Origin of the sequence: Bradyrhizobium sp. TM239, from assembly GCF_036247985.1 — a bacterium.
GTDB lineage: Bacteria > Pseudomonadota > Alphaproteobacteria > Rhizobiales > Xanthobacteraceae > Bradyrhizobium > Bradyrhizobium ottawaense.
Genome location: NZ_BTIR01000010.1, coordinates 147,023 through 158,660, shown reverse-complemented (window position 1 = coordinate 158,660; position 11,638 = coordinate 147,023). Strand labels below are relative to the sequence as shown.

12 protein-coding genes and 1 pseudogene are annotated in these 11,638 nt (G+C 64.6%); 12 read left to right on the top strand and 1 reads right to left on the bottom strand.

The window, feature by feature from the left end; genetic code table 11:
• Window positions 1-48: 48 nt before the first annotated feature.
• A complete protein-coding gene (locus AABA84_RS18280; RefSeq protein ID WP_338312663.1) occupies window positions 49-1,545 on the bottom strand; it encodes a sigma-54-dependent transcriptional regulator in 1,497 nt (498 codons plus the stop codon).
• 127 nt (window positions 1,546-1,672) lie between these two features.
• Here AABA84_RS18280 and AABA84_RS18275 point away from each other — a divergent pair, with 127 nt between their 5' ends.
• The 12 genes and pseudogenes from AABA84_RS18275 (at window position 1,673) to AABA84_RS18220 (ending at window position 11,626) form a co-directional block, all read left to right on the top strand.
• Window positions 1,673-3,565, top strand: coding sequence for a M3 family oligoendopeptidase (locus AABA84_RS18275; RefSeq protein WP_338312662.1), 1,893 nt, complete (start codon window positions 1,673-1,675; stop codon window positions 3,563-3,565).
• 98 nt (window positions 3,566-3,663) lie between these two features.
• Entirely contained in the window at window positions 3,664-3,888 is a 225-nt protein-coding gene (locus AABA84_RS18270) for an AbrB/MazE/SpoVT family DNA-binding domain-containing protein (protein ID WP_027545558.1), read from the top strand.
• Window positions 3,889-3,899: 11 nt separating this feature from the next.
• Window positions 3,900-4,295: a type II toxin-antitoxin system death-on-curing family toxin gene (locus AABA84_RS18265; protein ID WP_338312661.1), complete on the top strand. Its 396-nt coding sequence runs from the start codon at window positions 3,900-3,902 to the stop codon at window positions 4,293-4,295.
• A 97-nt stretch (window positions 4,296-4,392) separates the two neighbouring features.
• Entirely contained in the window at window positions 4,393-4,545 is a 153-nt protein-coding gene (locus AABA84_RS18260) for an aa3-type cytochrome c oxidase subunit IV (RefSeq protein ID WP_018317799.1), read from the top strand.
• A gap of 143 nt (window positions 4,546-4,688) precedes the next feature.
• Entirely contained in the window at window positions 4,689-5,816 is a 1,128-nt protein-coding gene (locus AABA84_RS18255) for a Re/Si-specific NAD(P)(+) transhydrogenase subunit alpha (RefSeq protein WP_338312660.1), read from the top strand.
• Between the two features lie 11 nt (window positions 5,817-5,827).
• Complete coding sequence (locus AABA84_RS18250) at window positions 5,828-6,145, top strand: proton-translocating transhydrogenase family protein (protein ID WP_338312659.1); 318 nt, start codon at window positions 5,828-5,830, stop codon at window positions 6,143-6,145.
• 38 nt (window positions 6,146-6,183) lie between these two features.
• On the top strand, window positions 6,184-7,581 hold the full coding sequence (locus tag AABA84_RS18245) for an NAD(P)(+) transhydrogenase (Re/Si-specific) subunit beta (RefSeq protein WP_212248739.1): 1,398 nt from the start codon (window positions 6,184-6,186) through the stop codon (window positions 7,579-7,581).
• A gap of 218 nt (window positions 7,582-7,799) precedes the next feature.
• Window positions 7,800-8,597: an alpha/beta hydrolase gene (locus AABA84_RS18240; RefSeq protein ID WP_212248937.1), complete on the top strand. Its 798-nt coding sequence runs from the start codon at window positions 7,800-7,802 to the stop codon at window positions 8,595-8,597.
• Window positions 8,551-10,029 carry a sodium:proton antiporter gene (locus AABA84_RS18235; RefSeq protein WP_338312658.1) on the top strand — a complete coding sequence of 493 codons (1,479 nt, stop codon included), beginning with the start codon at window positions 8,551-8,553 and terminating at the stop codon, window positions 10,027-10,029. The genes AABA84_RS18240 and AABA84_RS18235 overlap by 47 nt, the downstream gene beginning before the upstream one ends.
• A gap of 16 nt (window positions 10,030-10,045) precedes the next feature.
• Window positions 10,046-10,222, top strand: a pseudogene (locus AABA84_RS18230) (ionic transporter y4hA); the annotation flags it as partial.
• A 61-nt stretch (window positions 10,223-10,283) separates the two neighbouring features.
• A complete protein-coding gene (locus AABA84_RS18225) occupies window positions 10,284-10,568 on the top strand; it encodes a cupin domain-containing protein (RefSeq protein WP_028140292.1) in 285 nt (94 codons plus the stop codon).
• A gap of 92 nt (window positions 10,569-10,660) precedes the next feature.
• Entirely contained in the window at window positions 10,661-11,626 is a 966-nt protein-coding gene (locus AABA84_RS18220; RefSeq protein ID WP_212248742.1) for a hypothetical protein, read from the top strand.
• The last annotated feature ends 12 nt before the right edge of the window (window positions 11,627-11,638 follow it).

The window sequence follows — 11,638 nt, the reverse complement described above, 5'->3', positions numbered from 1 at the left end:
CTTACAGCCGGTCCCGCGTCGTCCCGCGAACCTCCGTTCGCATGAGGCTCAGTGCGTCTCCTCGCCGCTTTTCCCGCCATGTCCGGGAACCCCGGCCTCGTCGAGTTTGCGGTAGAGGGTGGAGCGGCCGATTTTGAGGCGGCGAGCCACCTCGGACATCTGGCCGCGGTAGTGCGAGATCGCGAAGCGGATGATCTCGTTCTCCATGTCCTCCAGCGAGCGGACGTCGCCGGTCGGGGTGAGCAGGGCGAGCGAGCCCACCGCCGGGAGTGGCGCGATCGGTATTTCATTACCCGATACCACAGACGGGGTCGCCGCCGGCTCGAGCATCAGCGGGGCGGTCGGAATCTCCGTTATGGGATGCGGGTGCGAGGCGAGCAGAGGGAAATCGCCGAGGCCGAGCTGGTCGCCGTCGCTCATCACCACCGCACGGTAGACCGCGTTCTCGAGCTGGCGGATGTTGCCGGGCCAGTCGAGCTGGGCAAGATGGGCCATGGCCTCGCCGCTGATGCCGGTGATCGCGCGGTTCTCCTCGGCAGCAAAGCGCGCCAGGAAGTGACGCAGCAGATGCGGGATGTCCTCGCGCCGGCTCCTGAGCGAGGGGATCGTCAGCGGCAGCACGTGCAGGCGATAGAACAGGTCTTCCCGGAAATGTCCCTGTTTCACCCGCTCCAGCAGCCGGCGATTGGTTGCCGAGACGATGCGGACGTCGACCTTGACGGGCTTGCGGCCGCCGACTGCCTCGACTGCGCCTTCCTGGAGCGCGCGCAGCAGCTTGACCTGCGCGGTCAGCGGCAGCTCGCTGACCTCGTCCAGAAACAGCGTGCCGCCATGGGCCTCGACGAACTTGCCCATGTGCCGCTCGGTCGCGCCGGTGAAAGCGCCCTTCTCGTGGCCGAACAGAATGGACTCGACGAGATTGTCGGGGATCGCGCCGCAATTGACGGCGACGAAGGGCTTTGCCTTGCGCTCGCCGCTGCCATGGATGGCGCGCGCGAACATCTCCTTGCCGACGCCGGACTCGCCTTCGATCAGAACGGGAATCGCCGAGTTCGCCGCCTTCTGCGCGGCGCGCATCACGGGTGCCATCGCCTCGGCGCGAGTGATGATGTCGGAGAAGGTCAGCCGGCCCTCGCGGCTGTGCCGGATGCGCTGCAATTCGCCCTTGAGCGCGGAGGCGTTGAGAGCGTTGCGCAGCGAGACCTGGAGCCGCTCCACACCAACCGGCTTGACCACGAAATCGGCCGCGCCGGCGCGCATCGCCGAGATCACGTTGTCGATGCCGCCATGGGCGGTCTGCACGATGACGGGGACGCTGAGACCCGCTTCGCGGATTTTCGCCAGCACGCCCATGCCGTCGAGGCCGGGCATCACGAGATCGAGGATGACGGCGTCGATGGCGGGAGCATCCGGAGCGGTAAGGGCGGCGATCGCGGCGTCACCGGAGTCCACGACGACCGTCTCATAGCCGCATTTCTGCACCATGTTCTCGACCAGCCGGCGGGCTACAGCGTCGTCGTCGGCGATCAAAATACTGGCAGCCATGGTGTTCCCCGCACGCTACTACTATCTGTCTCGAATCGGGGCACTCTGGCCGAAGCCGATTAACGCACTCTTAAACCTTGATGCCCCCGCCCGCCGCCGCGCTTGTTGAACACAGGTTTCCCACACAATGAATTCGCGCTCCAAGACTGCTCTCCGCAAGCCTGCCGCCAAAACATCCGCCGCCAAGAAATCCGCCGCCAAGGCAAAGTCCTCCAAAACGCCGCTCGCAAAGCCTGCGAGCAAGACCGGCAAGCTTCCGGAGTGGAACCTTGCCGATCTCTATTCCGGGATCGATGCGCCGGAAGTGGCGCGCGATCTCGAAAAGATGGATGCCGACTGCGTCGCGTTCGAGACCGACTACAAGGGCAAGCTGGCGACAGGGACAGCAAACGAAGATGGCGGAAAATGGCTCGCGAAAGCCGTGCGACGCTACGAGGCAATCGACGATCTTGCCGGCCGGCTTGGTTCCTATGCCGGCCTCGTCCACGCCGGCGACAGCGTGGACCCTGCGATTTCAAAGTTTTACGGCGATGTCTCCGAGCGGCTGACGGCGGCGTCCACGCATTTGCTGTTCTTCGCGCTCGAGCTCAATCGCGTCGATGACGATATTTTGAACCGCGCCATGCAGGCGCCCGAGCTCGCGCACTACCGTCCCTGGATCGAGGATCTGCGCAAGGAGAAGCCGTATCAGCTCGAGGACAAGCTCGAGCAGCTTTTCCTGGAGAAGGCGCAGACCGGCTATTCCGCCTTCAATCGGCTGTTCGACCAGACCATCTCCGGACTGCGCTTCAAGGTCGGGGCCAAGGAGCTGGCGATCGAGCCGACGCTCAATCTGTTGCAGGACCGCGACGGCGCCAAGCGCAAGAGCGCAGCCGAGGCACTGGCAAAAACCTTCAAGGCCAATGAGCGCACCTTTGCGCTGATCACCAACACGCTCGCCAAGGACAAGGACATCTCCGACCGCTGGCGCGGTTTTCAGGACGTCGCGGATTCCCGCCATCTGAACAACCGTGTCGAGCGCGAAGTGGTGGATGCGCTGGTCGCCTCGGTGCGGGCGGCCTATCCAAAGCTGTCGCATCGCTATTATGCGTTGAAGGCGAAGTGGTTCGGCAAGAAGCGGCTGGCTTATTGGGATCGCAACGCGCCGCTGCCCTTTGCCGCGACCGATACCATCGGCTGGCCCGACGCGCGCAACATGGTGCTGACGGCCTATCGCGGCTTCTCGCCCAAAATGGCCGATATCGCCGAGCGCTTCTTCACCGATCGCTGGATCGACGCGCCGGTGCGGCCGGGCAAGGCGCCGGGCGCGTTCTCGCATCCGACCACCCCGTCGGCGCACCCCTATGTCCTGATGAACTACCAGGGCAAGCCGCGCGACGTGATGACGCTGGCCCACGAGCTCGGCCATGGCGTGCATCAGGTGCTGGCGGCGAAGAACGGTGCGCTGATGGCGCCGACGCCGCTGACGCTGGCCGAGACCGCCAGTGTGTTCGGCGAGATGCTCACTTTCAGGCGGCTCCTTGCCCAGACCAAGAATGCAAAACAGCGCCAGGCGCTGCTCGCCGGCAAGGTCGAGGACATGATCAACACCGTGGTGCGGCAGATCGCGTTCTATTCGTTCGAGCGCGCGGTCCACACCGAGCGCAAGAACGGCGAGCTCACCGCGACGCGGCTCGGCGAGATCTGGCTGTCAGTGCAAGGCGAGAGCCTCGGCCCGGCGATCGAGATCAAGGCGGGCTATGAGAGCTACTGGATGTACATCCCGCATTTCATCCACTCGCCGTTCTACGTTTACGCCTATGCCTTCGGCGATTGCCTCGTGAACTCGCTCTATGCGGTCTATGAGAACGCGGCCGAGGGTTTTGCCGAGCGCTATCTCGACATGCTCGCCGCCGGCGGCACCAAGCATTATTCCGAGCTGCTGCGGCCGTTCGGGCTCGATGCCAAGGACCCAAAATTCTGGGACGGCGGTCTCTCGGTCATCGCCGGGATGATCGACGAGCTCGAGGCGATGGGCTGAGGCGGGGCGCCTTTGTCCACGGAGGCGCATGTAAAACATCCGTTGAACTGTATCTCTGGCAATGTTATACATGTGTATAACGTGCTGGAGCCGAGCCCATGAAGATAGAGATCAAGAAGATCGGCAATTCCGACGGTCTGTTGTTGCCGCGCGAGCTGATGCAGCGGCTCGATCTCAAGCGCGGGCAGCAATTGCACATCGTGGAATTGCCCGGCGGTGGCTTCCAGGCGCTGCCCTACGATCCCGACTTCGAGCGGACGATGGAAATCGCCGACGAGGTGATGGACAAGTATCGCGACACGCTCGCGGCGCTTGCGAAATAGTCGGCCATGCAATGAGCGATCCTCAGGAGCCGCTCTGGATCACTTACGAGCAGGCCGTCGCCACTCACAGTCGGCAACTCCGACGCTTCGGAGGTGCGCCTGGACTGCGTGACGAAGGCACGTTGCGGTCGGCGCTCGATCGCCCGATCAACAAATGGCGCTACGAGCAGGCGCCGCTGGACGAGCTTGCCGCAGCCTATGCATTCGGGCTCGCGAAGAATCGCGCATTTGTCGATGGAAACAAGCGCATTGCCTTCATGGCGGTGATGATTTTTCTGCACAAGAATGGTGTGGCGTTCAATCCAGATCCGGCGGAAGCGACAACCATCATCCTCTCCCTTGCCGCCGGCGAAGTCAGCGAGCAGAGTCTCACGCGCTGGATCCGCGACAATCGGGATTCCAAATGAGCCGATTTGCGGGAAAACCGCTGCCCAGCGCCGTTGCCCTGCCCGAAAGATTAAGGTATCCCAGCCCAAGAATTCGACTTTCGACTGGGGACAATCCATGGCTGATCATAGCGAAGTGGCGTACAGCACCGCCGACGGCAACGACTACGTTGCCCACGAGCAGACCTACGAGGGCTTCATCAAGCTGGTGAAGTACGGCACGGCCTCGGTCGCGCTCATCGTGATCTTGATGGCGATCTTCCTGACCTGACCTGATCTATCGGCGGCTGCACACGCCAGCGGCAGCAGCTGCCTAGAATATTTGCATCCAAGCCGGTGCCAAAACCGGTATCGAACGCCGCGGGAGTAACGCCTAAGTTTGCGCGCGCGCTGTCCCGCGCCGCCGGAGGACCTATGAAGATCGCCGTTGCCAAGGAAATCGATCCGTCGGAGCCGCGTGTCGCCGCTTCGCCTGATACGGTGAAGAAGTTCAAGGCGCTTGGCGCCGAGATCGCCGTCGAGCCGGGCGCCGGCCTCAAATCGGGCCTGCCGGATTCCGAATTCACAGCCGTAGGTGCCACCGTCAGCGCAGACGCGCTGAAGGATGCCGACATCATCATCAAGGTTAAGCGTCCTGAAGCCTCGGAGCTCGCGCAGTACAAGCGCGGCGCGCTCGTCATCGCCATCATGGACCCCTACGGCAACGAGGCCGCGCTGAAGACGATCGCCGATGCCGGCGTTTCCGCCTTCGCGATGGAATTGATGCCGCGCATCACGCGCGCGCAGGTGATGGACGTGCTGTCCTCGCAGGCGAACCTCGCCGGCTACCGCGCCGTGATCGAGGGCGCCGAGGCGTTCGGCCGCGCCTTCCCGATGATGATGACCGCTGCCGGCACCGTGCCTGCGGCGAAAGTGTTCGTGATGGGCGTCGGCGTCGCCGGCCTCCAGGCGATCGCGACCGCGCGCCGTCTCGGCGCCATCGTGACCGCGACCGACGTGCGGCCCGCGACCAAAGAGCAGGTCGAATCGCTCGGCGCGAAATTCCTCGCCGTCGAGGACGAGGAGTTCAAGAACGCGCAGACCGCCGGCGGCTACGCCAAGGAGATGTCCAAGGAATACCAGGCCAAGCAGGCCGCGCTCACCGCCGAGCACATCAAGAAGCAGGACATCGTGATCACCACGGCGCTGATCCCGGGCCGGCCCGCGCCGAAGCTCGTCTCCGGCGAGATGGTCAAGTCGATGAAGCCGGGCTCGGTGCTGGTCGATCTCGCCGTCGAGCGCGGCGGCAATGTCGAAGGCGCCAAGGCCGGCGAGGTCGTCGACCTCGATGGCATCAAGATCGTCGGCTACACCAACGTCGCCGGCCGCGTCGCGGCCTCGGCCTCCAGCCTCTACGCGCGCAACCTGTTCTCCTTCATCGAGACCATGGTCGACAAGAAAGAGAAGAAGCTCGCCGTGAACTGGGACGACGAGCTGGTCAAGGCGACCGCGCTCACGAAAGACGGCGCCGTCATCCACCCGAACTTCCAGCCGAAGGTTTAAGGAGACCCGCCATGGAGCATGCTGCACAGGTCGTCGACCCCTTCATCTTCCGGCTGTCGATCTTCGTCCTCGCCGTCTTCGTCGGCTATTTCGTGGTGTGGTCGGTGACACCGGCCCTGCACACGCCGCTGATGAGCGTGACCAACGCGATCTCCTCGGTGATCGTGGTCGGCGCGCTGCTCGCGGTCGGCGTCGCAAACGTATCGAGCGGCTCGGGCTGGGCGCGCGGCTTCGGCTTCGTCGCGCTCGTCTTCGCCTGCGTGAACATCTTTGGCGGCTTCCTTGTCACCCAGCGCATGCTGGCGATGTACAAGAAGAAGTCGAAGTAAGCGGCCACCTCGGGCTGAAGGATTAATGGGGACCTGAGATGAGCGCCAACCTCTCTGCATTCTTGTATCTCGTGGCGGGGGTGCTGTTCATCCTGTCGCTGCGCGGGCTGTCGAGCCCGGCTTCGTCGCGCCAGGGCAATCTGTTCGGCATGGTCGGCATGGCGATCGCCGTCGCCACCACGCTCGCGAGCCATCCGCCGGCCGACGGCGTGGCCTGGGTGCTGGTCATCCTCGCGGTCGCGATCGGCGGCGGCATCGGCGCGGTGATCGCCCGTCGCGTGCCGATGACCTCGATGCCGGAGCTGGTCGCCGCCTTCCACTCGCTGGTCGGCATGGCCGCGGTGCTGGTCGCCGCCGGCGCGTTCTACGCGCCCGAGGCCTTCGACATCGGCACCCCCGGCAACATCCATCCGCAGAGCCTGGTCGAGATGTCGCTCGGCGTCGCCATCGGCGCGCTGACCTTCACCGGCTCGGTGATCGCGTTCCTGAAGCTGTCCGCGCGCATGAGCGGCGCGCCGATCATCCTGCCGTTCCGCCATATCATCAACATCGCGCTGGCTCTCGCGCTGGTGTTCTTTGTCGTTCGTCTCGTCCTTACCGGCGGCGCGCTCGACTTCTGGCTGATCGTCATCCTGGCGCTGGCGCTCGGCGTGCTCATGATCATCCCGATCGGCGGCGCCGACATGCCGGTCGTGATCTCGATGCTGAACTCCTACTCCGGCTGGGCTGCGGCCGGCATCGGCTTCACGCTCGGCAATTCCGCGCTGATCATCACCGGCGCGCTGGTCGGCTCGTCGGGCGCGATCCTGTCCTACATCATGTGCCACGCGATGAACCGGTCCTTCATCTCGGTCATCCTCGGCGGCTTCGGCGGCGAGACCGCCGCGGCCGGCGGTGGCGGCGGCGAGCAGAAGCCCGCCAAGCTCGGCTCGGCGGATGATGCGGCCTTCATCATGAAGAATGCCCAGAAGGTCATCATCGTGCCCGGCTACGGCATGGCGGTGGCGCAGGCCCAGCACGCGCTGCGCGAGATGGGCGACATCCTGAAGAAGGAAGGCGTCGAGGTGAAGTACGCCATTCACCCGGTCGCCGGCCGCATGCCCGGCCACATGAACGTGCTGCTGGCCGAAGCCAACGTTCCCTACGACGAGGTGTTCGAGCTCGAGGACATCAACTCCGAATTCGCGCAGGCCGACATCGCCTTCGTGATCGGCGCCAACGACGTCACCAACCCGGCGGCCGAAGAGGACAAGACCTCGCCGATCTACGGCATGCCCGTGCTTCAGGTCTGGAAGGCCGGCACCGTGATGTTCATCAAGCGCTCGCTCGCCTCCGGCTATGCCGGCATCGACAATCCGCTGTTCTACCGCGACAACACCATGATGCTGCTCGGCGACGCCAAGAAGGTCACCGAGAACATCGTCAAGGCGATGTAGCACGCGAAGGAAACGGGACCGTGGCCTCAACAGGGAATGGCACCGGTCTCATCGCATGCCGCTCAAGGCGACGCGCGAGCAGCGCGTCGCATGGCACGCCGCCCACAAGTTGGCGTGCGGCTGCCGCGACGTCCCTGCGAGCCTCCGGCCCGACGTCATGAAATTGCTGCGGAGCCGTCGCAAGCCCTGAGCCTGAACCGGGGGCCGGCCGCGCAATGATCACCATCGCCAAATGGACCGTCATCCTGCTCGCGACCGTCTATCTCGCCGGGCTCGTCGCGCTCTATGCCCGGCAGCGCGAGATGCTGTTTCCAATACCGACCGCCAAGCGGACCCCGCCTGAGGCGGCAAATTGTCCCGAGGCGGAGGAGCATGTCCTGGCCACCTCGGATGGCGAGAAGATCATTGTCTGGCATGTGCCGGCGAGGCCGGGTCGTCCCGTGATCCTGTATTTTCCGGGCAATGGCGATTTTCTCGCCGGCCGTGTCAGCCGCTTCAAGGCCATGACGGCTGATGGCACCGGCTTGGTGGCGCTGTCCTACCGCGGCTATGCCGGCTCGAGCGGCGCGCCGAGCGAGGAGGGGTTGCTGCGCGATGCCGCTGCCGCCTACGCCTTCACCACCGCCCGCTACACGGCGGAACGAATCGTCGCCTGGGGCTTCTCGCTCGGGACCGGCGTGGCGGTTGCGCTCGCCTCGGAACAGCGTGTTGGAAAGCTCGTCCTGGAGGCCCCCTATACGTCGACGGCCGACATTGCATCTTCGTCATTCTGGTTCGTGCCGGTGCGCCTCTTGATGCGCGATCCGTTCCCTTCCGACGAGCGGATCGCGCGCGTCACGGTGCCGCTCCTGGTGATGCATGGCACCAATGACCTTGTCATTTCGATCGTGTTCGGAGAGCGTCTGTTCGCGCTCGCGCATGAACCGAAGCAGTTCGTTCGCTTTGCGGGCGGCGGACACGACAATCTCGATGCGTTCGGTGCGATCGAAACGGCAAGGCGCTTCATTGGATCCTGAACGGCTCGTCTCCCGGCTGTGGGGCGTATCCCTCGCCGCCATCCTCGCTTTGTTGCCGCAGCAGGCCTGGGCCGCAACCGGCCTCGATGGTGCGGCGATGCGCTGGCCCTATGCGCTTCCCTTTGCCGGCCTGTTGCTGTCGATCGCGCTCGGACCGCTGCTGTTCGCAAAAGTCTGGCACCATCATTACGGCAAGATCGCTGCTGCCTGGTCGCTGCTGGCGCTGGCCTCGCTCGTCATTTTTGCCGGGAGCATGGCGACGCTGGCGGCGTTCGTCCATGCCATGCTCGCTGAATATCTCGGCTTCATCGTGCTGCTGTTCGCGCTCTATGTCGTGGCCGGAGGCATTCTCATTACCGGCGACATCAAGGCCACGCCGGCGACGAATGCCGGCATCCTCGCGCTCGGCACCTTGATGGCAAGCATCGTCGGCACCACGGGGGCCGCGATGATCCTGGTCCGTCCGCTGATCCGCGCCAACCGGCTGCGGCGCCACAACGCCCATGTCATCATCTTCTTCATCATCCTGGTCGCCAATGTCGGCGGCGCGCTGAGCCCGCTCGGCGATCCCCCGCTGTTCGTCGGTTTCCTGCACGGCGTCGACTTCTTCTGGACCACGCGGAGCATCTGGTTGCAGACCGCGATCGTCGCCGGATTGCTGCTCGCGATCTTCATCGCCATCGATTCCTGGCGCTTCCGCAGCGAGCCTGAGCTCCGCGACGCCGGTCCTGCGGATCCGGTCCGCATCCGCGGTCTGGTCAACCTCGTGCTGATCGCAGCCATCGTCGCGAGCCTGCTGGCCTCGGCGATGTGGAAGCCCGCTATCGCCTTCGACATTCTCGGAACGAAGCTGGAGCTGGAAGACATCGCGCGCAATTTGGCGCTGCTTTCCATTGCGGCGCTGTCGGTGTGGCTGACGCCGGACGAGCACAGGCTGGCCAACGGCTTCACCTGGGAGCCGATCCGCGAGGTCGCAAAACTGTTCGCGGGCATTTTTGTCGCCATCATCCCGGTCATTGCCATGCTCAATGCCGGCCATCACGGTGCCTTTGCCTGGCTGTTGTCGGCCGTGACGGCACCGGACGGCACGCCGCGCGAGGTCGCCTATTTCTGGTTCACCGGCCTGATGTCGGCGTTTCTCGACAATGCGCCGACCTATCTCTTGTTCTTCCAGCTTGCCGGCGGCGATCCGCAAATGCTGATGCATCAGCTGTCGGGCACGCTGGCGTCGATCTCGATGGGCGCGGTCTACATGGGAGCGCTCACCTATATCGGCAATGCGCCGAACTTCATGGTCAGCAGCATTGCCAGCGAGAACGGGATCAAGATGCCGAGCTTCTTTGGCTATCTCGTGCGCGCCGGCGCGGTGCTGATCCCGCTGTTCATGCTGCTGACGCTGCTGCCGGTCGCGCCGATCCTGCGCTGGCATTGAATCCGCCGGCCGATTTGCTCGCGCCCTCGACAAGGAGCTCGAGCCCGGCCTCAACGCCCGGGCGGGCTGCGTGCTCTTGCTCCCGACCTTCGTCCTGAGCATGCCGACCTTCGGCACGGGCAGGACAAACGTCCTGTTCGGGCTGGTCCATGTGATGGTATTTGGCGTCTACGTATTCATGGTTTCGTGCCCTGAACCCACTTTGCGCTCACGCGGCCCTTCGGGGCCGGGATCGCGTCCCAGGAGAGGTCCCAATGCTTGCCGCCAGATCCGAGGTTCAGGTCGACAACGAGGAGGTCCGGGTGACGGAATGGCGGCTCGGTCCGGGCAGCGCCACGGGGCACCACACCCACGGCATGGACTATGTGATTGTTCCCGTCGTCGCGGGCGAAATGACCATCGTGGCGCCGGGCGGCGAGCGGTCCAAGGCGCAGCTGGCAGCCGGGAAATCCTATTTCCGCAAGGCGGGCGTCCAACATGACGTACTTAACGAAACCTCAACCGAGATCGTGTTCCTTGAGATCGAGCTGAAGCCGTAGGTCCGGCCTCACAACTTGCCATCGATCCGTCGCAGTTGATCCCTTACAATGCCCCAAAGTTCCCGCATCAGATCGCGCGGGGAGTGGCCGGAATGCTGAAATACCTCGCTAAAATTTCAATGGATATTTTCCCCTCGGTGCTCGCGACGATCATCGGGGCGTACATCGTTAACCACTACATCAACGCCAAGCCGGCGGCTGACACCCCTGCGGCCGTCGTGGCCCCTGCCGAGGCCGGCAAGAACGGCAAGCCCGCCGATGTGGCCAATCTCCCGGCGCCCGGCGTCAAGGCCAAAGGCATCTCCGAGAAGAGCGTGACGGACAAGCCGGCGGCTGAAAAGGCTGCCGATCAGCCGTCTGCCGAGCACAAGGCTGCGGATGTGGCTCCGGCCGAGGCCAGCCCACGTGGCAAGCCGTCGGCGCGCGAGAAGGCGGTCGCCAAGTCTACCCCGACGTCTACCCCGGCCGCCAGCACGCCCGCTCCCGCCGCTCCGGTGGTTGAGGCCAGTTCGGCGCCGGCCGCCGCGGCTCCGGCCCCCGACGCCAACGACCTCGTGCGTGCCGCGATCGAGCGTCTGCGCAAATCTCCTGAGGGCAAGTCGTCTGAGGGCAAGTCGTCTGAGAGCAAGTCCGCCGAGACCAAGCCTGCCGAGGTCAGGCCGTCCGAGACCAAGTCAGCCGAGAAGCCGACCGAGCCTGCCGTGCGGGAAGCCGCCCGCACGCCGGAGGCCCCGCGGGTCATCAGCATGGAGCCGGCTACGGTCCGTCCGCTGCCGCCGCCGATCACGGTATCGACGCCCTCACCAGAGGCCTATGGCAAGGATGGCTCCGCGCCGGCCAATCCGTCCTATACGGCCTCGGTCGGTAGCGATGATCCGAATCGGATGACGCCGCCGGCTGACATTCCCGTGCCGGTGATCGCGCCACCGCTCGATCTGCGCGCCGACGCCGGCGGCTCCATGCCGCGGCCCAAGAAGACCAATGTCGCCGACGAGATGCTGTCGGGCATGAAGTCGATGTTCCACTCAGTTCTGCCGAAGAGCGCCACCCCCGATTGAGACGGTGCCAGA

What these genes read in the sequence shown, in the direction of transcription:
- AABA84_RS18280 (WP_338312663.1), bottom strand. Translation starts at nt 1,545, where the DNA reads ATGGCTGCCAGTATTTTGATCGCCGACGACGACGCTGTAGCCCGCCGG.
- AABA84_RS18235 (WP_338312658.1), top strand. Translation starts at nt 8,551, where the DNA reads ATGCGTTCGGTGCGATCGAAACGGCAAGGCGCTTCATTGGATCCTGAA.
- AABA84_RS18220 (WP_212248742.1), top strand. Translation starts at nt 10,661, where the DNA reads ATGCTGAAATACCTCGCTAAAATTTCAATGGATATTTTCCCCTCGGTG.
- AABA84_RS18265 (WP_338312661.1), top strand. Translation starts at nt 3,900, where the DNA reads ATGAGCGATCCTCAGGAGCCGCTCTGGATCACTTACGAGCAGGCCGTC.
- AABA84_RS18250 (WP_338312659.1), top strand. Translation starts at nt 5,828, where the DNA reads ATGGAGCATGCTGCACAGGTCGTCGACCCCTTCATCTTCCGGCTGTCG.
- AABA84_RS18225 (WP_028140292.1), top strand. Translation starts at nt 10,284, where the DNA reads ATGCTTGCCGCCAGATCCGAGGTTCAGGTCGACAACGAGGAGGTCCGG.
- AABA84_RS18275 (WP_338312662.1), top strand. Translation starts at nt 1,673, where the DNA reads ATGAATTCGCGCTCCAAGACTGCTCTCCGCAAGCCTGCCGCCAAAACA.
- AABA84_RS18245 (WP_212248739.1), top strand. Translation starts at nt 6,184, where the DNA reads ATGAGCGCCAACCTCTCTGCATTCTTGTATCTCGTGGCGGGGGTGCTG.
- AABA84_RS18270 (WP_027545558.1), top strand. Translation starts at nt 3,664, where the DNA reads ATGAAGATAGAGATCAAGAAGATCGGCAATTCCGACGGTCTGTTGTTG.
- AABA84_RS18260 (WP_018317799.1), top strand. Translation starts at nt 4,393, where the DNA reads ATGGCTGATCATAGCGAAGTGGCGTACAGCACCGCCGACGGCAACGAC.
- AABA84_RS18255 (WP_338312660.1), top strand. Translation starts at nt 4,689, where the DNA reads ATGAAGATCGCCGTTGCCAAGGAAATCGATCCGTCGGAGCCGCGTGTC.